Annotated in this window: 19 protein-coding genes and 1 tRNA gene; 11 read left to right on the plus strand and 9 right to left on the minus strand. The window is 66.9% G+C overall.

Features of this window, described 5'->3' with window-relative positions; all coding sequences use genetic code 11:
• Positions 1-44: 44 nt before the first annotated feature.
• Entirely contained in the window at positions 45-2,195 is a 2,151-nt protein-coding gene (malQ, locus tag ACQY7V_RS02195; RefSeq protein WP_428638689.1) for a 4-alpha-glucanotransferase, read from the minus strand.
• Positions 2,196-2,296: 101 nt separating this feature from the next.
• On the minus strand, positions 2,297-2,545 hold the full coding sequence (locus tag ACQY7V_RS02200) for a PTS transporter subunit EIIB (RefSeq protein ID WP_277298228.1): 249 nt from the start codon (positions 2,543-2,545) through the stop codon (positions 2,297-2,299).
• Positions 2,546-2,662: 117 nt separating this feature from the next.
• Between ACQY7V_RS02200 and ACQY7V_RS02205 the strand changes: the two genes are divergently transcribed.
• Positions 2,663-3,610 carry an acyl-CoA thioesterase gene (locus ACQY7V_RS02205; RefSeq protein ID WP_277298227.1) on the plus strand — a complete coding sequence of 316 codons (948 nt, stop codon included), beginning with the start codon at positions 2,663-2,665 and terminating at the stop codon, positions 3,608-3,610.
• A gap of 169 nt (positions 3,611-3,779) precedes the next feature.
• Here ACQY7V_RS02205 and ettA read toward each other — a convergent pair whose 3' ends face one another.
• The 3 genes from ettA to orn form a co-directional block, all read right to left on the minus strand.
• Complete coding sequence (gene ettA, locus ACQY7V_RS02210; protein ID WP_303772168.1) at positions 3,780-5,462, minus strand: energy-dependent translational throttle protein EttA; 1,683 nt, start codon at positions 5,460-5,462, stop codon at positions 3,780-3,782.
• A gap of 119 nt (positions 5,463-5,581) precedes the next feature.
• Positions 5,582-6,223, minus strand: a complete 642-nt coding sequence (locus ACQY7V_RS02215; RefSeq protein ID WP_428638692.1) for a single-stranded DNA-binding protein — start codon at positions 6,221-6,223, stop codon at positions 5,582-5,584.
• A 176-nt stretch (positions 6,224-6,399) separates the two neighbouring features.
• Complete coding sequence (gene orn, locus ACQY7V_RS02220; protein WP_154477345.1) at positions 6,400-7,032, minus strand: oligoribonuclease; 633 nt, start codon at positions 7,030-7,032, stop codon at positions 6,400-6,402.
• Positions 7,033-7,115: 83 nt separating this feature from the next.
• Between orn and ilvA the strand changes: the two genes are divergently transcribed.
• On the plus strand, positions 7,116-8,417 hold the full coding sequence (ilvA, locus tag ACQY7V_RS02225) for a threonine ammonia-lyase IlvA (protein WP_303775603.1): 1,302 nt from the start codon (positions 7,116-7,118) through the stop codon (positions 8,415-8,417).
• A 38-nt stretch (positions 8,418-8,455) separates the two neighbouring features.
• Here the strand turns inward: ilvA and ACQY7V_RS02230 are convergent, their stop codons facing one another.
• On the minus strand, positions 8,456-8,887 hold the full coding sequence (locus ACQY7V_RS02230) for a winged helix-turn-helix domain-containing protein (RefSeq protein WP_235361580.1): 432 nt from the start codon (positions 8,885-8,887) through the stop codon (positions 8,456-8,458).
• A gap of 364 nt (positions 8,888-9,251) precedes the next feature.
• On the opposite strand from ACQY7V_RS02230, the gene ACQY7V_RS02235 reads away from it, so the two are divergent.
• The 9 genes from ACQY7V_RS02235 (at position 9,252) to ACQY7V_RS02275 (ending at position 19,480) form a co-directional block, all read left to right on the plus strand.
• Positions 9,252-9,923 carry a helix-turn-helix transcriptional regulator gene (locus tag ACQY7V_RS02235; protein ID WP_428638696.1) on the plus strand — a complete coding sequence of 224 codons (672 nt, stop codon included), beginning with the start codon at positions 9,252-9,254 and terminating at the stop codon, positions 9,921-9,923.
• Positions 9,920-11,128 carry a MalY/PatB family protein gene (locus ACQY7V_RS02240; RefSeq protein WP_428638698.1) on the plus strand — a complete coding sequence of 403 codons (1,209 nt, stop codon included), beginning with the start codon at positions 9,920-9,922 and terminating at the stop codon, positions 11,126-11,128. The genes ACQY7V_RS02235 and ACQY7V_RS02240 overlap by 4 nt, the downstream gene beginning before the upstream one ends.
• A gap of 36 nt (positions 11,129-11,164) precedes the next feature.
• Positions 11,165-12,640: a Na+/H+ antiporter NhaC gene (gene nhaC / locus ACQY7V_RS02245; RefSeq protein ID WP_428638700.1), complete on the plus strand. Its 1,476-nt coding sequence runs from the start codon at positions 11,165-11,167 to the stop codon at positions 12,638-12,640.
• 262 nt (positions 12,641-12,902) lie between these two features.
• Positions 12,903-14,387, plus strand: coding sequence for an endonuclease/exonuclease/phosphatase family protein (locus ACQY7V_RS02250; RefSeq protein WP_277298220.1), 1,485 nt, complete (start codon positions 12,903-12,905; stop codon positions 14,385-14,387).
• A gap of 434 nt (positions 14,388-14,821) precedes the next feature.
• Complete coding sequence (locus ACQY7V_RS02255) at positions 14,822-15,430, plus strand: MptD family putative ECF transporter S component (protein ID WP_277298219.1); 609 nt, start codon at positions 14,822-14,824, stop codon at positions 15,428-15,430.
• Positions 15,427-16,239 carry an energy-coupling factor transporter transmembrane component T gene (locus ACQY7V_RS02260; protein WP_428638701.1) on the plus strand — a complete coding sequence of 271 codons (813 nt, stop codon included), beginning with the start codon at positions 15,427-15,429 and terminating at the stop codon, positions 16,237-16,239. The genes ACQY7V_RS02255 and ACQY7V_RS02260 overlap by 4 nt, the downstream gene beginning before the upstream one ends.
• Positions 16,236-17,975, plus strand: coding sequence for an ABC transporter ATP-binding protein (locus tag ACQY7V_RS02265; RefSeq protein ID WP_428638703.1), 1,740 nt, complete (start codon positions 16,236-16,238; stop codon positions 17,973-17,975). The genes ACQY7V_RS02260 and ACQY7V_RS02265 overlap by 4 nt, the downstream gene beginning before the upstream one ends.
• A 228-nt stretch (positions 17,976-18,203) precedes the next feature.
• Positions 18,204-18,818 (plus strand): TetR/AcrR family transcriptional regulator, encoded by a 615-nt coding sequence (locus ACQY7V_RS02270; protein WP_428638705.1) that lies wholly within the window; start codon positions 18,204-18,206, stop codon positions 18,816-18,818.
• On the plus strand, positions 18,815-19,480 hold the full coding sequence (locus ACQY7V_RS02275; protein WP_428638706.1) for an NAD(P)-dependent oxidoreductase: 666 nt from the start codon (positions 18,815-18,817) through the stop codon (positions 19,478-19,480). The genes ACQY7V_RS02270 and ACQY7V_RS02275 overlap by 4 nt, the downstream gene beginning before the upstream one ends.
• Before the next feature lie 191 nt (positions 19,481-19,671).
• Here the strand turns inward: ACQY7V_RS02275 and ACQY7V_RS02280 are convergent.
• From ACQY7V_RS02280 to ACQY7V_RS02290, 3 genes are all read right to left on the minus strand, one after another.
• Positions 19,672-19,744, minus strand: a tRNA-Arg gene (locus ACQY7V_RS02280).
• Between the two features lie 95 nt (positions 19,745-19,839).
• Positions 19,840-20,130 carry a putative quinol monooxygenase gene (locus tag ACQY7V_RS02285; protein ID WP_277299076.1) on the minus strand — a complete coding sequence of 97 codons (291 nt, stop codon included), beginning with the start codon at positions 20,128-20,130 and terminating at the stop codon, positions 19,840-19,842.
• A gap of 32 nt (positions 20,131-20,162) precedes the next feature.
• The gene (locus tag ACQY7V_RS02290; RefSeq protein WP_428638710.1) at positions 20,163-21,416 is read right to left on the minus strand and encodes a cation:proton antiporter; all 1,254 of its coding nucleotides are present in this window, start codon (positions 21,414-21,416) and stop codon (positions 20,163-20,165) included.
• Positions 21,417-21,486: the final 70 nt, after the last annotated feature.

Here is a 21,486-nt window from a genome sequence, read left to right on the forward strand (position 1 = left end):
GCGTTTTCCCGGATGCGCCCGCCCCTCTCCCGCGTTCGAAGCGTCTAAGCCCTCACCTGCGCGTTGAGGACGGAGAAGAGGGAGTTCAGGCGCGGGTTCGAAGGCAGGGCGTCGATGAGGACCTCCACCCCGTCGCCGTCGCCCAGGGGCACCCGCCAATTCGGGTACTCCCGGTAGGTGCCCGGGAGGTTCTGCGGCCTCCGATCGCCCACGGCGTCCACGAGCGAGGCGACCACCAGCTGCGAGGGGGTCTTCGCCACGTACGCGTGCAGGGCCTCGATGATCTCCTCCTCGGTGGGCGAGGCCGAAGACACGAGGCCGTACTCGCGCAGACGCGCCGTCACCTGCTCGAGTTCCAGACGATCCTGCGCCCTCACCGATTCGACGTCCTCCACGAGGAGCCCCAGCTCATGACGCAAAGTGGTCTGGATCCCCTGAAGATAACCGGCCGTCGGCGGGAGGTCGTGCGTGTTCACGGCCGCGAGGCATTCGCGCCGGTAGGCGCCCGGATGCAGGGGCCACCCGCCCTCGTCCTTCTCGAACCAGAGGATCGAGGTGCCCAGAATCCCCCGATCGCGCAAGTAGTCGCGCACCCAGGGTTCAACCGTTCCGAGATCCTCGCCGATGACGACCGCGCCGGCGCGCTGGGCCTCGACGAGCACGGCGCCGACCATCGCCTCGTGGTCGTAGTAGACGTAGGTCCCCTCGGAGGCACCGCCCCCCGCGGGGATCCACCACAGCCTGAAGAGGCCCAGAATATGGTCGATCCGGATCGCGCCCGCATTCGCCAGGGCGGCCCGCACCATCCGGCGCAGCGGCTCGTACCCCGATTCGGCCAGCGCGCGCGGCGACCACGGCGGTTCCGACCAGTCCTGCCCCTGCTGCGAATACATGTCCGGCGGCGCCCCCACCGTCATGTCCTTCGCGAAGAGGCCCTGATGAGCCCATGTCTCCGAGCCCTTCGAGTGAACGCCGACGGCCAAGTCGGCCATCACGCCGATATCCATGCCGACCGACTTCGCGACCTTCTGGGCCTCGCGGAACTGCTCCGAGGCGATCCACTGGCACCACTGCCAGAACTCGACGCGATCGGCGAGTTCGAGCCGCGCCTGATCCGCGCTCGGAGCACCGCAAGAACCCACCTCATCGGGGAGCACGACGCCCTCGTTCGCCTCCACCAGGGCGCACCAGAGCGCGAAGTCGCGCAGATCCTGCCCGCCCTCGGCGACGAAATGACGGAACTCCGAATTCCGGTGGTAGGAGCGCGGCACTGCGAAGAGGAGTTCGAGGGCCTTGCGCTTCGCCTCCCAAGTACGATCGCGATCCACGAGGGCGTCCGTCGTATCGGTCGCATTCGCGGCCAGGCGCAGCTCCTCGATGGCCTTCTTCGCCTCGAGGGTCAGGGCCGAGTACTCGTGGATCGCCTCGGGGCGCACGTACACCGGATTCACCCAGCGGCGCGAAACCGGCAGGTACGGTGAGCTCTCCATCGGCGCGATCGGCGAAGACGCGTGGATCGGGTTGATGAGGAGGAAATCAGCACCGCGATCGGCGCACACGGCGACGAGGTCCGCGAGGTCCTCGGCATCGCCCAGCCCCCAGGACTTCGACGAGCGCGTCGAATACAACTGCGCCGCCACCCCCCAGCGCCGCCTCCCATCGGCGAGCGGACCGTTGTCGATGCGGTTCGGCGCCACGAGCAGCGTCGTCGAATGCACATCGCCGCCCTCGAGGGTCGCGATCACCCGGTGCCAGCCCGCGCCCAGATGAGCGGGGGTCTCGAAAGTCGCGCGCCCCACGAGGGCGCCATCGACCCACCTCGGGGGCACCCAGCGATCGAGCTGGACGCAATCCCCCGTGCTTCCGTCCTCGGCGACCCAGGTCACCCGCACCCACGTGCCATCGGGGACGTGGACGGGGAACTCCCGGGATGAGCCTTCGCGCGCGACGATCGTCGCAGGCAGGGCGCGCCTCCACTCCCGGTTCTCCGTCTCCTCGAGCGCGGCGTGGACGTCCCCGACCGTCGAGGAGCGCGAAACCGCCACGCCGAGCGACTCGAGAACCGCCAGAAGGGACTCGGCGCTCACATCCTTCTGATTGCCGTACCAATCCCAGAAGTGGGCCGATACGCCGTTTCGATCAGCGAGGGTCCGCAAGGCTCCGATGTCGGCGGTTGCAGGGGCGTTGAGATCCACGAATTCGGCTCCTTCGGTTCGCGTCGTGCGAGCGCCAGTCTAATTCGTCGACAACCACCGGGGACGGCCTCGGAGGGGAAAAACTCGAAGCGTGTGCGCTCTCACTGGGGCGCGTCGCCGTCGAGGATCCTCCTCATCTCGTCGGCGATCGCATCCGAAGCGAGACCCGCGACGATCTGCACGACATTGCCCGAGCGGACGACCGCGAGCACGCAGTCCAAGCGAAGGGCCGCCTCCTCGACGGCCGCTTGATCATTGACCTCGACGCGAATCCGCAGCGCACAGGGCTCGATGTCGCGGATGTTCCCGCTTCCGCCCAGTGCGTCGATCAGCTCGACAGCCGCGCTCATTGATTCCCTTCCGTCATCCCTGCGATCCCCGTCACAGCCTAGTGCTCGTCTCGTGAAGTGGGCAACGCAACGATTCCCCTCGGCCCTTGACTCCGGCGGTGGACGACAATGGAGGCCATGACCCGACCCGTCGACGTTCCCCTGATCTCGACTGAGCCCGTCGCCTCAGTCCTGCGGATCCTCGCGCTCCATGAAAGCGGGGAGGACGCCTTCACCGGCCGTTCGCTCCCCCAGGTGCGCCGCGTCTACGGAGGCCAGGTGATCGCCCAGGCTCTGCTCGCAGCGGCCGCGACGGTCGACGCCGCCCGCCTCCCCCACTCATTCCACGCCTACTTCATGCGCGGCGGCGACCCTTCGGCGCCCTTCACCCTGAAGGTCGACCGTCTCCGCGACGGCCGCTCCTTCTCCTCGCGCCGCGTGATCTGCTCTCAGGACGATGCGGAGATCCTCGCCCTCCAAGCCTCCTATGAAGGACCCGAGGAGGGCCTCGTCTTCACTTCGCCCGCGCCGCCGGTCCCCGCTCCCGAGCATCTGGAGTCCGCCATCGAGATCTTCCGGGCCATCGATCATCCCGTCGGCCGCTTCCTCGGGAAGACGACGGCCTTCGACGTGCGCCACGTCCAGCAATCCCTCTACACGAAGCCCGATCCGGCGCGCTCGAGCACTCAGCAGCTGTGGATGAAGCCCCGGGCCGTGATCCCGGGGTCCGCCGGTCAGCACCTTCACCGCGCGCTGCTGGCCTATGTGATCGACCAGATCATGTTCGAACCGGCGATGCGCGTGCTCGGCCTGTCCTGGATGACGCCGGGAATGTCCGCGGCGTCCCTCGACCACGCGATGTGGTTCCACCGCGATCTCGACATCAACGACTGGCTCCTCTTCGACGGCGAGTGCTCCAATGTGAACAACGGTCGCACCCTGTGCCGTTGCAGGGTCTTCACCCGCGAGGGCGTTCTCCTCGCGGAGGCCGAGCAGCAGGGGATGCTGCGGGTGCCGGGCGAGGGCCAGCGCGGCTCGGGGCGCTGGGGCTTCGGGGTGGACCAGCTGCGAGGCTCGCGGGGCTGAGGTCCTCTGCGCGCCCGGGGTCCCCGTCGCCGCCTCCGGCGCCGATTCACGAGGGCGGGACCGGGCGCCGGATGCGCCGAGGGGCCGCGACTCCTGAAGAGTCGCGGCCCCCGCCACGGCGCGCTTCCATCGCCTCGCGCTCGAAGCGCAAGCGCTTCGGCGTCTCGGCTCAGTCGCGCGTGAGCTTGCGGTGGGTGACGCGGTGCGGATTGGCGGCATCGGCGCCCAGGCGCTCGATCTTGTTCTTCTCGTAGGACTCGAAGTTGCCCTCGTACCAGTACCACTGGGCGGGATCCTCCTCGGTGCCCTCCCACGCGAGGATGTGGGTGGCGACGCGGTCGAGGAACCACCGGTCGTGGGTGACGACGACGGCGCAGCCCGGGAACTGGAGGAGCGCGTTCTCCAAGGATCCGAGGGTCTCGACATCGAGGTCGTTCGTCGGCTCGTCGAGGAGCAGCAGGTTGCCGCCCTGCTTGAGGGTGAGCGCGAGATTGAGACGGTTGCGCTCGCCGCCCGACAGGACGCCCGCGGGCTTCTGCTGATCCGGGCCCTTGAACCCGAAGGCGGAGACATAGGCGCGCGAGGGCATCTCGACATTGCCGACCTGGATGTAGTCGAGGCCGTCGGAGACGACCTGCCACAGCGTCTTCTCCGGATCGATCCCCGCGCGGTTCTGATCGACGTAGGAGATCTTCACGGTCTCGCCGATCGTGAGCTCGCCGCCGTCGAGGGGCTCGAGGCCGACGATCGTCTTGAAGAGCGTCGTCTTGCCGACGCCGTTCGGGCCGATGACGCCGACGATGCCGTTGCGCGGCAGCGAGAAGGAGAGGCCGTCGATGAGGGTGCGGTCCCCGAATCCCTTCTTCAGGTCCTTCGCCTCGATGACGACCGAGCCCAGGCGCGGGCCCGGCGGGATCTGGATCTCCTCGAAGTCGAGCTTGCGCGTGCGCTCGGCCTCGGCCGCCATCTCCTCGTAGCGCTCGAGTCGCGCCTTCGACTTCGCTTGACGGCCCTTCGGGTTCGAACGGACCCACTCGAGCTCCTCCTTGAGGCGCTTCGCGAGCTTGGCGTCCTTCTGGCCCTGGACCTGGAGGCGCTTCTCCTTGGTCTCGAGGTAGGTCGAGTAGTTGCCCTCGTAGGGGTAGAGGTGACCGCGGTCGACCTCGGCGATCCACCCGGCGACGTGGTCGAGGAAGTAGCGGTCGTGGGTGACGGCGATGACGGCGCCCGCGTAAGTCGACAGGTGCTTCTCGAGCCAGAGCACGGACTCGGCGTCGAGGTGGTTCGTCGGCTCGTCGAGGAGGAGCAGATCGGGCGCCTCGATGAGGAGGCGGCACAGGGCCACGCGGCGCCTCTCGCCACCGGAGAGAACGGAGACGGGCTGGTCGGCGGGCGGGCAGCGCAGCGCGTCCATCGCCTGCTCGAGCTGGGAGTCGATGTCCCAGGCGTTCGCGGCGTCCAATGCGTCCTGGAGCTTGCCCATCTCGTCCATCAGGGCGTCGAAATCGGCATCCGGGTTCGCCATCTCGGCGGAGATCTCGTTGAAGCGCTCGAGCTTGGAGAAGACGTCGGCCGCGCCCAGGCGGACGTTCTCGATCACGGTCTTCGAGTCGTCGAGCTTCGGCTCCTGCTCGAGGATGCCGACCGTGTAGCCGGCGGTGAGCCGCGCCTCGCCGTTGCTCGGCTCATCGAGACCGGCCATGATCTTCAGGATCGACGATTTGCCCGCGCCGTTCGGACCGACCATGCCGATCTTCGCGCCCGGGAAGAAGGACATGCTGACGTCGTCGAGGATCACCTTGTCCCCGTGCGCCTTGCGAGCCTTGATCATCTGGTAGATGTACTCAGCCACTGTTCTCCATCCGAAGTGGTGGGGTGGGCAGCATCGCTGCCGAGGTCGCCTCCATGCTAGGCCACGCCCCGCCCTTTCGAGCCCTTCACGGGCCCGACGAGGGCGTGGGCGTGGACACGTCACGCCTTCCGATGCCCGAAGACGCCCGGGTTCTCGGCGCCGTATGCGTCCTCGTCCCCTTCGGAGCTGCTCTCCTCATCCCGTACGATGCGCCCTTCGGCCTCCGCTTCGTCCTCGAAGACATCGTCCTCGCCCATTTCGACTCCGCCCTCCCCCGCTTCCCCGCCGAGGGCGATTCCGGGCGCCTGCGCCGCGGAGGCGCTCTCCTCCCCGTGCTCCGACCGGGGCGCCGGAGCGCAGGAGGCGATCGACGGCTCCCGGGAGACCTCGGGGATCTCGATCCTCGGTGCGCGCGCGTAAGCGGCGCGCCCGTTCGCCAGGTCGTGGCCGATCGACTGCGCGGTGATGACGAGCTCGGCGTGCCGTTCGCCGTTCTTGTCGATCCACGCATTGGCGGTCGGGCGTCCGACGACGATCACCGGTTCGCCCTTCTTGATCGAATGCAGGGCGTTGTCGGCCAATCGGTCCCAGGCCCTCACCGAATACCAGTGCGTGCGCCCCTGCACGAGTTCGCCACTCGAGGCGGCGAACCAGTTCGTGACCGCGAGCCTGAACCTCGTCGTCACCTGTCCGCTCGCCGTCTTGTGCGCGGCGAGTTCGGTGCCCACCCTGCCCCGCAGCGTGATCGTTGTATCGCTCATAGCTCCTCCTTCAGTCGCCGGCCTCTTCGCCGGTGAGAGCAGAGTGGACCGGCGGCGCCCGTCACGCTTGAGGGCTCAGGGGGAACTGTGGGCGCTCGGGGCGAAGCGCTCCCTGTGGATACTGCTCGGGGCGCGGTCCGAAGTCCGCGCCCCGAGCCGGGGCGCAGCGACCGGCCTCAGCCCTGAGCCCCCAGAGCGGGGATGTCGAGGGCGAGCGCGTCCTGGCGAGCGGCATCGGCCTGCGCCTTGGTAACGGCTTCGGCCGGGAAGAGGACCCGACGGTAGTACTCGAGTTCCTGGATGGACTCGAGGATGTCCGCGAGCGCCCTGTGGCCCCCGTGCTTGGCGGGCGCGCCCTCGAAGGCCTTCCGGTGCCAGCGCCGGGCCAGTTCCTTGATCGTCGACACGTCGACGATCCGGTAGTGGAGGTGGTTGATGACCTCGGGCATGTTGGCCTCGAGGAAGGCCTTGTCGGTTCCCACGGAGTTCCCGGCGAGCAGGGCCTTGCCCTCCTGGGGGACGTGGCTGCGGATGTAGGCCATGACCTTCTCAGTCGCTTCGGCCATGGTCAGCCCCTCTGCGAGATCGTCGAGCAGTCCGGAGGAGGCGTGCATGTTGCGCACGAAGTCGTTCATGTGGTCGAGCGCCGACTGAGGCGGCGCGATGAGCACATCGATCCCCTTGTCGACGATGTTGAGATCCGAATCCGTGATGACGACCGCCACCTCGATCAGCGCGTCCTCACGGATGTCGAGTCCGGTCATTTCGCAATCGATCCACACGAGCGGATCCTTGAGCTTGGGAGTCATTGCTTCAGTTTAAGGCGTGCGCATTAGACTTCCCCTCATCGAGGAATCATGACGGTGACGGCTTCAATCGGGGAGATCAGCAGATGGGCGATCAGTCGACGCGAATCACGAGACCGGGACCGGTACCGGCGGACATCGAAGCCGCTGCCTCGATCCTTTCGGGAGTCGTCCGTCGTACCGCCCTCGCCCGGTCAGAACGCCTGTCGGACGAGACGGGCGTCGAGGTCCTCTTGAAGCGCGAGGATTCGCAGAAGTGCCGTTCCTTCAAGGTGCGCGGCGCCTATGCGCGCATGGCCGCCCTCACGCCCGCTGAGCGTGAACGCGGCGTGGTCTGCGCCTCGGCGGGCAATCATGCGCAGGGGGTGGCCTACGCCTGCGCGCATCTGGGCGTGCGCGGAACGATCTACCTGCCGTCCAATACGCCCCGGCAGAAGCGTGATCGGATCCGCGTCATCGGCGGTGATCGGGTCGAGCAGGTCATCGTCGACGGCACCTTCGACCGGGCCAACGCCCTCGCGCAGGAGAGCGCCCGTGCGACCGGGCGCGTCTACGTCCACCCTTATGACGATCCGGTGACGATCGCGGGCCAGGGCACGATCGGCGTGGAGCTCCTCGAGCAGATGCCCGCGGACACCGCGGCGATCCTCGTGCCCGTGGGAGGCGGCGGCCTCCTCGCGGGGGTGGCGACGTGGGTGAAGCACATGCGCCCGGAGGTCAAGGTCATCGGCGTCGAGCCGGAGGGCGCCGCCTCGATGCGGGCCGCCCTCGATGCAGACCATCCCATCGATCTGGATTCGGTTGATCCTTTCGTCGACGGCACCGCGGTCGGGCGGGCGGGAGCGCTCGCCTTCGAGGCCGCCCGACGATACGTCGATGAGGTCCTCGTCATCTCCGAGGGCGCGGTGTGCACGGAGATGCTCGAGCTGTACCAGAGCGACGGCGTGATCACCGAGCCCGCGGGGGCCCTCGCTTCGGCGGCGATCCACGAAAGGCTGTCGACTCCCGAGCAGCGCCTCGAGCTCCTCGGTTCGACTGATGGGGCCTTGATCGCCCTCGTCTCCGGGGGGAACAACGACCTCACGCGCTACGCCGAGGTCATGGAGCGCTCTTTGCGCCACGAGGGGCTGCGGCACTACTTCCTCGTCACCTTCCCCCAGCAGCCGGGCGCCCTGCGCATGTTCCTCGAAGAGGTCCTGGGGCCGAACGACGACATCGTCCACTTCGAGTACACGAAGAAGAACAACCGTGAGTCCGGGCCCGCGCTCGTCGGCATCGACATCCAGGACAAGGCCGATATCGAGGGGCTGCGGAGCAGGATGAAGGCCTCCCCCCTGCACGTCGAAGAGCTCCTCGCCGATTCGGAGTTCTTCCGCCTCGTGATTTGACCGGGCTGGGGCCCGAGGCGCCCTTGAGCGCGGGCCCCTCAGGCGGCGAGGGTGTGGAGGCGGCTCGTGCGGACGCGGACGCCCGAGGTCGTGTTGAAGCGGTAGCCCTCGCCCCTCACCGTCGTCACGAGGTCCGGGGCGGCCTCGATCTTCTTGCGCAGGCGACGGATGTGGGCGTCGACGGTGCGCGACTCGGGACCGAGGCCCGAGCCCGACCAGACGGTTGCGAAGAGCTCCTCTCGCGAGACCGCGCGGTCGGCGTTGGCCGCGAGGTGGGCCAGGAGCTCGAATTCCTTGGCGCAGAGCCTCACGCGATCCCCGCGGATGACGAGGGAGCGGCGATCCAGATCGAGGTCCACGTGCGCCGGAGACAGGCTCAATCCGGCCAAGACGTCGAGGAAGTCTTCGAAGGACTGGGCGGGGGCGTCGTCGATATCAGCCGAGGGCGCAGGGGTGTAGACGAGGGTCATGATTCTGTATCCGATTCTTCGGCGCCGCATCGCCCGCATTGCGGGGGTTGTCTTCGGGCGGCGGTGATCAACAGGGTCGGGAGCGTTGATCACATACACATTCGCGCACGCATGATGCGCCCCTGGGGGCAGCGCATCTCGTTCGCGAAGGTCGTCATGAACACGAGTATGGGGGGCTTCGCGCACGCGCGCCATCCGTGGACCGGATTCTGAGACAAGGGAACACGCAGCATCCCGACCCTCCCCCTCGAAGCGCCGAAGACGCGTGAAGGCACGATCCCGATTTCAACAGTTTGTTGACACACCGACCTTCAATTCGTTACGCTAAAAAACTAAAGAGGCGGCACCCAAAGGAGGGAGCGTCATGTCAGAGAGTGATCCGCATCCGCCGAAGAACGAAGAGCTCCTCGCAACACTTCAACAACTCGTTGAACCTCTCGCCGCAACGCTGGTCGGCCCTTCGGAGGTCATCGTCCACGACCTCTCCCGCCTCCCGAATTCGATCATCGCGATCAGCGGGGACGTGACGGGCCGCACGGTCGGCGACCCCGCGACCGACAAGCTCCTCCACGCGGCGGTCGCCGGACGACTCGAGACGAGCATCGGGTACCGCACCACCTCCCCGACGGGCAAGAGCCTCCTGTCCACCACGATCATCCTTCGCGATGTGGAAGGAGCCCCCGCGGCCGCGCTGTGCATCAACCGGGACATCAGCGAGTGGGAGCAGCTCCGCGCACTCACCGCCGCCCTCGCAGGAGCTCCCGAGGCCCCCGCACCCCAAGAGGACGCGGACGAAGAGGTCTTCGTCCGCGATGTCGACGAACTCGGAGCCCTCCTGCTCGCCCAGGCGGTCGCGGCCGCTCCCGTCCCCGTGGAGGACATGAAGAAGGAGCACAAGGTCGAGGTCGTCCGCCACCTTAGCGCGAGGGGGTTCTTCCTCCTGCGGGACGCCGCGGAGATGGCGGCCCAGGCGCTGCGATGCAGTCGATTCTCGATCTACAACTACCTGAACGAACTCGGCGGAGACGAAGAATGACGACGGACGGATTCGACTTCCGCACCCCCGTCGACCGTTGGGGCACCCACAGCGCGAAATGGGATCTCCTCGCAGCCCCTTACGGCCGCGACGCCGTGGCCCTGTCCGTCGCCGACATGGAATTCCGCACCGCCCCCGCCGTCATCGAGGCCGTTGAGAACGCCGCGAAGCTGGGGACGTACGGATACACGGAGGTCTTCGACGACTTCCGCCGGGCGGCCGCCGACTGGCAGCGTCGACGCCACGGGTGGAACCCCGACCCCGACGACCTCGTCTTCTTCCCGCGGATCGTCCAATGCGTCGCGGCCCTCGCGAACTTCATCATCCCCGACAGGAGCGGGAGGCGAGCACGGGTCGTTTCCTTCACGCCCGCGTATCACCCCCTCCTCGAAGTCTGCGAGCGGGCGGGCGCCTCCATCGAACTCGTCGAACTCCTCGACACGGCCTCGAAGGCGCGCATCGATTTCGACGCCCTCGAATCAGCGATGACCGGGGCCGATCTCCTCCTCCTGACGAACCCCCACAATCCGAGCGGCAGGGTGTGGAGCCGCCAGGAGCTCGAGAGGATCGCCGCGATCACGCGCCCGGGCGGCGCCCTCGTCCTCTCCGACGACATCCACGCGGACTTCACCCGCCCGGGCGGCGCCCCCTACACGCCCCTCGCCGACCTCGCCCCCGACCTGTGGGAGGCGGGCCGGATCCTCCAGTGCGCCTCCCCCGGCAAGACCTTCACCATCGCGGGACTGGAGGCGAGCGCGGTCTTCGCACACGGTCGGATCATCGACGAGCTCGAGAACGCGAAGCGCAGACTCGGGCTTCACAATCCGAATTACTTCGCGATTCCGGCGGCCATCGCCGCGTGGAAGCACGCGGAGCGATGGGTCGACGCCCTCAACGAGACGATCACCGAGAACATCCGGGCGGCACGGGCCCTCCTCGCCCTCGAACTGCCCGAAGCGAGGGTCGCCGATCCCGAAGGCACCTATCTCCTCTGGGTCGATGCGCGCGCCTACGCCCCCTCCGCCGCCCGCATCGAAAGGGCCTGCCGCGCCTCACGGGTCCTCGTGACACCGGGAGGGGAATTCGGCGAGGCCTTCGAGGGCTTCTTCCGGATCAACACGGCGATGCCCCTCGACCCCCTCCTCGAGGCTCTGCGCCGCTTCAGCCACGCCCTCGCATCCCCCAGCACCGATCTCATCAACTGATCCCCCATCGACTACCCGACCAAGGAAAGGACGAAGATGTCATCGAAGAACGAAACGAGGACTGCGACGGAGGCGAAGGACCGAACCCATCGGCGGCCCTCGATCGCTCTCGCCGCGATCCCGGTCCTCACCCTCATCCTCTTGCTCGGAGGCGGCTACATCCTCGCCGAACTCCCGGTCGAACCCCTCCTCATCGCCTCCGCCGTCGTCGCGGGTCTTCTCGCCTGGCGCCTGGGCTACTCCTGGGATGAGATCATGGGCTCGGTGGCGGACAAGATCGCCAAGACGATGCCCGCCATCCTCATCCTCATCTCGGTCGGCATGCTCATCGGCACGTGGATGGCGGGCGGGACGATCCCGATGCTCATCTACTACGGCTTGAAGATCATCGCCCCCCAGTACATCGCCCTCGTCGCCCTCGTCGTCACCGCGATCGTCTCCCTGTGCACCGGAACCTCCTGGGGGTCTGCGGGCACGGTCGGCGTCGCCTTCATGGGCGTGGCCGTCGGCATGGACGCCAATCTCGCGATGGTCGCCGGCGCGGTCGTGTCGGGCGCATACTTCGGCGACAAGCTCTCCCCGCTCTCCGATACGACGAACATCGCCTCGATGGCGACCGGCGTCAACCTCTTCACCCACATCCGCCACCTCCTGTGGACGACCCTGCCCTCCTTCCTCGTCGCCGCCCTCGTCTACCTCCTCTTCGGCATCGGAGCCCACGGGGGCGAGGTTCCCGAGAAGGTCGGGACGATCCTCGCCACCCTCGATTCGGCCTTCTCGTGGAATCCCCTGCTCCTCCTGCCGGTCCTCATCGTCCTCGGCGGATCGATGTGGAAGAAGCCGACGATCCCCGTCATCCTCGTCTCCAGCGCAGTCGCGATGTTCAACGCCGTCGTCTTCCAGGGGGTCTCCTTCAAGGACACCGTCGTCTCCGCCGTCAACGGCTTCAACGTGGAGATGATCGGCAAGAACGGATTCGACCCCTCCGCGGTCATCGAGGACGTGACCCGGCTTCTCAACCGCGGCGGCATGAACTCCATGATGTCCGTCCTCCTCATCTGCTTCTGCGCGATCACCTTCGCGGGCGTCGTCTCGGTCTCCGGCTCGCTCGACGTCCTGATCTCGACGCTCCTCAAGCCCGTGAAGGGGGCCTTCGGCCTCATCGCGGCGACCATCGTCACCGGTCTGGCCACGATCGGCATCACCTCGAACGGGCAGGTCTCCCTGCTCATCCCCGGCGAGATGCTCCGCGAGGAATACGTCAAGCGCGGCCTGGACCCGAAGAACCTGTCGCGGACCATCGAGGATTCGGCGACTCTGTGGGAGCCGATCCTCCCCTGGACCTCGGCAGGCGCGTACATGGCGGGGACCCTGGGCGTGGCCACGCTCTCCTACATGCCCTGGGCCGTGTGCAACTGGATCGCCATCGGATTCGCCCTCCTGTGGGGCGCGACGGGCATCGGGATCGCGCGCCTGAACGAGGAGGAGAAGAGGGCCCTCCAGGAGGCCTGAGCCCCCATCGAGCACCGCTCCTCGTGGACGGGAGCACCATCGAGCGGGGTCCGGAGCTTCGGCTTCGGGCCCCGCTCGTCGGCGTTCGGGCCCCTCCCGTCTCAGAGGGACAGGGCCCCTGTACTCGGGGCGCACAACACGCTCCGAGCTGTTATCCCAGGATCCGGAGGCGGCGGCGAGAAGCGCTCCATCTCCTTGCGCTTCCGCAAAGGTCTACCTAATATCCGTGGAACCGATCCAGAACCGTGACGAAGGAGATTCAATGACGAAACCCCTGTCTGTAGCCGCCGCATTCTGCCTCACACCGGTGCTCGGCCTCGCCTCGCCCTCTCCGGCCCTCGCCGCCCCGACACAGTTGGATACCACCGACGTTCTGACCATCGCGACCTTCAACGCCAGTCTCAATCGCGATTCCGACGGACAGCTCCTCGCCGACCTCGCCACCCCCAACAATCCCCAAGCTTCGAACGCTGCGGAGACCATTCAACGCGTCGCCCCGGACATTCTGCTCATCAATGAATTCGACTACGATGCCGACGGCAGGGCGGTCGACCTGTTCCGCAAGAACTACCTCGAGATCGCCCACAACGGCGCCGCGCCCGTGACCTACCCCTACGCATGGTCGGGCCCGGTGAACACCGGCGTTCCCAGCGGACACGATCTCGACAACGACGGAGCCGCGGACGGACCGGGAGATGCCTTGGGGTTCGGCAAGTTCCCCGGCCAATACGGTTTCGTCGTCTACTCGAAGTACCCGATCAAGACTGACATGATCCGCACCTTCCAGCACTTCCTGTGGAAGGACATGCCCGGAGCGCTTCTGCCGACCAATCCGGACGGAACAAATTGGTACTCCGATGAGGAGATCGCTCATCTCCCGTTGTCCTCCAAGACGCACGCTGATCTGCCCATCGATGTCGACGGCACGATCGTCCACGTCCTCGCGGCCCATCCGACTCCGCCTTCCTTCGATGGACCCGAGCAGCGCAACAAGAAACGCAACTTCGACGAAATCCGCGTGTGGGCCGACTACATCGCGAACAACGCCGACTACCTGTACGACGACGCCGGCCTGAAGGGCGGCTTGTCGACCGACGCGAATTTCGTGATCCTCGGCGACTACAACTCCGATCCTCTCGACGGAGATTCGCATCCCGGGGCCATCGATCAGTTGCTCGCCAGCCCCCGTGTCGTGGACACCTTGCCGACGTCCGAGGGCGGGCCCCTCGAGGCGCAACTCCAAGGCGGGGCGAACCTCTCCCACAAGACGGATCCGAAGTACGACACCGGCGACTTCGGCGACGAGCCGCGCCCGGGCAATCTGCGCATCGACTACGTCCTGCCGAACGCGGGCACGCAAGTCGACGAGGCGAAGGTCTTCTGGCCGACGCGCGATGACGAGCTGTTCCGCCTCACGGGAATCCATCCATTCCCCACTTCCGATCACCGAATGGTCTGGACGAAGTTGCGTTTCCCGAAGGCCGATACGACCGCCCCCCACGACCCGGCACAGCCGGGATCTCAATCCGGTCAGTCCGAGCCGCCCAGTGAACAGCCCGGCGAGCATCCCTCCCAACCCGGCCAGTCCACGGGCCATGTGATCTCCGACAAGGACGCTCACGGAAGCTCGGACTCAGGATCGACGAAAGTTTTGGCTAAGACAGGAACAACGGCCGAGTTCATGCTCGCCTCATCGCTAGTGCTCGCAGCCCTCGGTACGGCCTTTATTGCGCGCCGCCGCCCCTGAGCCTCACCGTTTTCTCCAGAACCGATCACCGGCGACCGGTCGGCTGCAGGATGAGGCCTGTATCCGGCCGGTCGTGGTGTTGCAGATCCCCGACGGCCCCGTTCCCGCGATCAGGGGGAGCCTGTGCCACTGCTGCGGCGATCATTTCCGTGACGCTGGGAGGAGATGAGCCGAGCAGTCGGGCGATGAGGGCTTCGGTTTGGGCGCTTCGCGCGATGTCCTCGCGATGCTGAAGAAGCGAGACAGCGCGAGCCTTGCGCCGTCATCCGATCTCTCCCGAGCGCGTCCGGCGTATCAGTGCCGAATCCTCGGTCCCGCCTCCCCGCCGCTTTCGACGCCTACTCAGGATTTCATTAGGTAAGGCTATACTTACTTATTGGCCGCGTAGTGGCCGCCGCACCAGTGCATACCGGCAAGGAATCAACGAAGAATCCATGAACACCAACCCCACCGAGTCCCCCGTTCCCCGATTCGACGCGAGAACCCTCATCAACATCGGCGTCTTCACAGCCCTGTACTTCGTCATCATGTTCGCCACCGGCATGGTCGGCCTCCTCGCTCCCGGCGCTCAGATCGTCGGCTTCCTCACCGGAACCTTCATCAATGGCGCGATCGTCATGCTGTTCATGGTCAAGACCCGCTCCTTCGGCTCCATGACCCTGCTCGGCCTCATCGTCGGCCTGCTGATGATTCTCACCGGGCACTACTGGGCGACTGTCATCATCACCCCCGCCCTCGGCCTCGCCGCTGACGCTCTCGCACGTGCCGGTCAGCACCGGAACCGCTGGATGAACATTCTCGGCTTCGCGCTCTTCCAGCAGTGGATCATCGCCCCGCTCATGCCGATCCTGTTCACTGCGGACTCCTACTTCGCGAACATCTCCGCGCAGATGGGCGAGTCCTACGCCCACGACATGCGGGCTCTCTTCTCCCCCGTCGCGATCGCCGGCCTGCTCGCCGCGAACTTCGTCGTCGCTCTCATCGCGGGCTGGATCGGAACGAAGATCCTCGACAAGCACTTCACACGCGCCGGGATCTTGTGAGCCCCTCCTCCCCGCGCCCAGTCGTTGCCGCTTCATCCAGCTCGGCTTCCGCCCCTGCGATCGGTCCGGACTTCCATGAGGGCATCGCGCGCACAGACCTTCTCCTCATCGCCGATCCCCGTTCGAAACTCCTCCTCGCCGTCGCGTGCAATGTGCTCGTCCTGGGACGAGGCCCCGCCCTCGTTCTCACCGTCGCAGCCGCCCTGAGCGCCCTACTGCTCGCCGATGCCCTGCGCGATCGCCGAGCGGTCTGGTTCACCCTCGTCCTCAGCCTGTGCTTGGGCGCCTATTCCGCGCTCCCGCACGTGTGGACGAGTTCGACGGGCATCGGCGTGGCGATCACGGGCATGTGGTTCGGGCGCTTCCTCACCTCCATGGGAATGGCGGCCTGGCTGGTGACGACGACCTCCTCGGGCGAGTTCCTGGCGGGGCTGCGCGCCCTGAGAACGCCGGGCTTCGTCGTCCTGCCAGTCGCGGTGGTCCTGCGTTTCATCCCGACGATCATCCGCGAGTTGCACGCGATCATCGACGCGATGCGCTTGCGCGGGGCAGTCCCCTCGGCGGGCTCGATCCTCCTTCATCCGGCGATCACCGCAGAGCACGTCCTCGTCCCACTGCTCGCGATGACGACCCGCATGTCCGATGAGCTGTCCGCTGCGGCCCTCATCCGCGGACTCGACCGCTCGGGTCCGCGCACGTCCATCATCCGTTTGGGGTTCCACCCGGGGGACGCGCTCGTCATCGCCCTGGCGATCGCTCCGGTAGCGCTGCATTTCTCAGGATTGGAGGCGCCATGGATTCGCGGATGACCCCGAGCAGGGACCGCCAAATCGGCCCCGCCGCCCCGCCCTCGGACGAGGCGTTCCCGGGTGCGACGCTCAACGTCGAATCCGATTCCTCCGCGGGGCCTCTCGGCCCCGATGCGGAGCGCGGACGGATCCGCGTTCGCCTCGAATCCTTCTCCTACGGGCGAGTCGGGCCCCTCGGCGGCTCCCCCTACGGACCCGCACCCATCCCCGTCCTCGACGACGAGAAGAACGACGAGTCCCCGGCTCTCGCCGACATCCTCCTGGACGCCGCCCCGGGAACCCTGACTCTTCTGTGCGGTTCATCCGGGTCCGGGAAGTCGACGGTCCTGCGACTGCTCAATGGACTCGTGCCGCACTTCCACGCGGGACGGCTCATCGGTGAAGTACGGGTCAGCGGCGTGGATGTGCCCGCGACAGACTTGTCGCAAGCGGGGCGCACGACCTCGACCGTCTTCCAGAATCCGCGGACGCAGTTCTTCACCCCCCTCGTCTCCTCGGAGTTGGCGTTTCGCGGGGAGAACTACGGGATCGCCCCGGACGAGATCATCTCCGCGAGCCTGCTCGCCCTTGAAGAACTCGGTATCGCGGACTTGTGGACGCGCCCCTTGTCGAGCCTGTCGGGCGGAGAGCTGCAGAAGGTCGCGTGCGCGCAGGCGATGGCCGCAGGTACGCCGGTCCTCCTGCTCGACGAGCCGACATCGAACCTGTCACCGGCCGCGATCCGCGAATTCACGAGGATCCTCGAGGGGATGAAGGCCTCGGGCATGACGATCGTCATCGCCGAGCATCGCCTGCACTTCCTGCGCGAATTCGTCGACGAGGCGCTCCTCATCGAAGGCGGACGCATCCTTCGCCGCTGGTCGGGCGAGGAGTTCCGCCTCTTAGAGGAGGGGGACCGGATCCGATTCGGCCTGCGCACCCTCACTGCTCCTGCGGATCCGCTCTCGGATCCTGGATGGGCGCGAGCACGCGAGACCGGTGCCGTCACCGCGGCCGCCTCCCGCTCAATGACGAAGGAGGCGGCCGAGGACGCCGGTGAGATGAACGAGGACGCGACCCTTCGGGGCCTGGAGGTGCGCGATCTGCGCTTCTCGTACGGGCGTCGACGCGTCCTCGACATCGAGTCCCTCTCCTTCCCCTCGGGGAGCGTCACAGCCGTGGTCGGCGACAACGGAGCCGGGAAGTCCACGTTGTGCCGGGTGCTCGTCGGCCTGGAACGCGCCGAGCGCGGCACCTGGATCGGATTGGACGGCGCGCGTGCGGGGGCCGGGGCCCGGCTGGCGGCGAGCGCGATGGTCATGCAGGACGTTCACCGTCAGCTCTTCTCCGACACCGTGCGCGGCGAAGTCGTCCTCGGTTTGACTCCCGATCACCTCGGCGGGGTCGACGTGGAGGCTCTTCTCGAACGTTTCGCTCTTGCGGAGTTCGCGGATCGTCATCCCCTGTCCTTGTCGGGCGGGCAGAAGCAACGGTTGACGGTCGCCGCAGCGGTCGCCCGTGGCGCTCGCGTCCACGTGTTCGATGAGCCGACATCGGGAGTAGATCATCGCCAGCTCGTCGAGATCGGCGCGCAGTTGCGCGATATCGCCGAGGGCGGTGGCGTGGTGATCGTCGTGACCCACGATCCGGAGCTCGTCGCCGAGTGCGCGGATCGCATCATCCACCTGCGGCCCCTCGATGCCTCCCTCGCCGAGGGGAGGCCCCAGGCCGAGCTTCTCATTCGAGTCGGTTCCTGAGCCCGTTCGATTCCTCCCCTGAGTTCCGAGCGGGGATTGACGAGCGCGGACGGCCCGCGGAGCGTAGAAGTGGCGCTGCGCGGCGATCGCGGATCCGGCCGGGGCGGGGTCGGGGGGATCCCGGCCGCGCCCTTATTCCGCGGCCGTCTGACGGAGCGGAGCGCAGGTCTCCAAGCTCAGCCACCCCCCTTTTTTTGACACCTGTCTAACTTCAAGTATATTAGACACATGTCAAACATAGCGGGGCGGCGTCTCGACGCCGACCAACGACGAGCGCAGATCATCAAGGTCGCGAATGAGCACTTCACGAAGCTCGGCATCACGGGCGTCTCAATGAGCGCCGTCGCGAAGGACGCGGGCGTCACCCGCGCTCTCATCTACCACTACTTCCCGGGAAAGAACGCATTGCTCCACGCCGTCCTCACTGACGAAGCGGAGCGACTCCTCGACGCGACGGCACCGGACCCCGAACTGAGCCCGCGGGCGAACCTCAACAAGGCGCTCGGCGCTTACCTCGACTTCTTCGCAGCGAGCAGCGGAGGGATCCGCGAGTTGTACGCCCCGGCCTCAGCACTGCCTATCGCCAACGAGCTCGCCGAGAAGAATCACGCGCGGCACATCGATTGGATTCTCGATGCGACCGCCGCCCCCGACAACGAGCGCTCACGTCTCACGATCGGCGCTTGGCTCGCCTTCGTCGAATTCATCGCCAGGGAATCGACGGGCGCGCCGACGCCGCGCACCGCCCTCATCGACCTGTGCATCGCAACTCTGGAAGGCGCCCTCGGCAGCAGCCTCGCCACTTGCACGACCAGCACCACCCCCGAAAAGGACACCGAATGAAGATCACCATCATCGGCGCAACCGGCAACCTCGGCTCCCGCGTCACGCGACTCGCCGCATCAGCCGGACACGAGGTCGTCGCATTCGCAAGTCGCCCGGAGGCCGTGCCCGCTCTTGCGGGCGTCCGAACCGAGGCCGGCTCAGCCGAAGAGGTCGAGGCGCTCGCCGCGGCCGCCGACGGCGCCGACCTCGTGCTCGTCTCCATCACGGGGAAGATCTCCGACACCACTTTCATGCAGGACCGCATGCCCGGAATCATCACCGCCGCGAAACGCGCGGGAGTCCCGCGCCTCGTCCTCGTCTCCGTCTTCGGCGCGGGAGACACACGGGATAAGGCATCGGGAATCGCGCAGCTCGTCTACCGAACCGCCCTTTCCCGATTCCTCGCCGACAAGGCGGCGGCCGACGAGCTCCTCCGAGCATCGGGCCTTGAGTGGACGATCCTCTACCCCGTCAATCTGAAAGACGCGCCCTCCCTCGGTGAAGCCGCCGCGCTCCTCCCCCTCGACGAGGTGGAGCGAGTCCCGGGGCTCCCGACCCTTCCCATGGATGATGCCGCAGCGGCGATCCTCCGCGCGATCGAGCGCCCCGATTCCGTCAATGCGCGCCTGCTCATCACGACACCGAAGGAATTCCGCCGCACGAGGAGCGCGCAAGGCTGAACACCACCACAGGCGGCCCCTGCGCGCAGGATCACAGGTTCTCGAAACGATCGAGGCGATCGAGGCGATCGAGGAGGAGGACTACGAGCTCGAAGGAGAATCAATGGCCCTTTTCCGGCCCTTCGGGCCGTCCAGCCGGGCACAACAAGGGCCTCTGACCACCAGTTACGCTGGTCAGAGGCCCTTTCTTGCGCCCCCGACAGGACTCGAACCTGCAACCTCGGGATTAGAAGGCCCTTGCTCTATCCATTGAGCTACGGAGGCGTGGCGTCTTCGCGCCGTGGTCAAGGATAACCGCGAAGGGCGGGGCGGCCCAAAGCAGGGCGTGCCCAGCGCCGCGCCGCATTCGGATGCCCGGCCTACTCCACCGCGGTGAGGAAGGTGAGCTGGGATTCCGGTTCTTCGATGATCTCGTTGAGGCGCGCGTTGAAGACGGCCCCGTAGGGCATTGACATGTGAGCCTGGAAGGCCTCCTCGTCGCGGTACTTCTCGAAGACGACGAAGGCACGGGGGTCGTCGGTCTCGCGATGCGGCTCGAAGATGATGTTGCCGGGCTCGGTCCGCACGTCGCGCGCGAGGCCCGCGATCATCTCGGCGACTTCGTCCTCGAATCCGGGCTTCGCAGTGAAACGGGCGATGAGGATCACCATGGCGGTCTCCTTTGATCCGTGATCTGGCGTGATCAGCGCGCCGGTCCCGGCGCCCTCGCGATCATTCTAGGCGTCGGCACGCGCTTCTCGAGGCTCGCGAGCAGGGGGAAGAGGAGGACCGAGACGCCGCCCGCGGCGACGAGGAGCGAAGCCGTCTCGGCGGGCATGATCCCGCCCGCCACGGCGACTTCAGTGACGGCGACGATGATGGGCAGGCCCGTCGCACCGTAGAGGCCGAGTCTCGCGGAAGTCCTCCACCCCTGCTTCTCCATCGTGCCGAGGAGGCGTTCCGCGAGGACGATCGGGATGCCCCGGACGACGAGGATCGCGGCGACGAAGAAGACGAGGACGCCCGGATGCGCGATGACGGCGTCGAGGGAGATGTTCATCCCCGCGGTGACGAAGAACAGGGGGATGAGGAAGGAGAAGCCCAGGGTCCTCAGTTCGGCCTCGATTGTTGAGAAGTTCACGGGCGCGAGCGTCTTGACGATGACACCGGCGGCGAAGGCGCCGAGGACCATATCGAGCTCGAGAATGGCTGAGAGCGCCATGAGCCCCGTGAGGATGAGCATGACGACCCGCATGAGCGTCTTCGAGGAGGTTTGCGCGCCCCGCAGGATCGTGCGCCCCACTCCGGGGTGGCGCAGGATGAAGCGCGTGGGCAGGGCGACCGAGACGAGCGTCGCGACGGCGAAGAAGACGAGCACCGATGCAGCCGCTCCCGGGGAACGAGTGCCGAGCAGCAGGGTCATCGCGAGGATCGGCGCGAGTTCGCCAACGGCGCCGTGGATGAGGACGGATTTGCCCGTGGAGGAGTTCAGCAGTCCCGCGTCCATGAGGATCGGGAGGAGGGTCCCGAGGGCGGTCGAGGTGAGCGCGATCGCGAGCGCGATGGCCGCCGATGGGGTCTCCCAGCCGGTGAGCGCGGCGGCGATCCCGAGCGCCAGCGCGAATCCGATGGCCCAGGTGCCGAGGGCGAGCCTGCCGGGCCGGGCCCTCACCTGTGCGACGTCGATCTCCGTACCGGCGGTGAGGAAGAGCATCCCCATGCCGACTTGCCGGAACAGATCGACCCCTTCAGTGACCCGTGCGAGGCCCAAGCACGAGGGGCCGATGACGGCTCCGAGGACGAGGAGCCAGACGACATCGGGAATCCTCTTGCGCGTCGCCGCTGAGGCGAGGGGCGCGATGACCGCGACCGTCGTGATGATGAAGAGCGACCGGAAATCGGTCGCCGATGACGAAGATGAAATGGCATCCCAGAGATGCCCGCTAAGAGGAGCCACAACGCAACTTTACCGAGACTTTGCCAGATCTTGCTGAAGCGAAGAGCATGGTGAAAGAAAAAGGGAAGTG

Source organism: Schaalia sp., assembly GCF_050312375.1.
Lineage (GTDB): Bacteria > Actinomycetota > Actinomycetes > Actinomycetales > Actinomycetaceae > Pauljensenia > Pauljensenia hyovaginalis.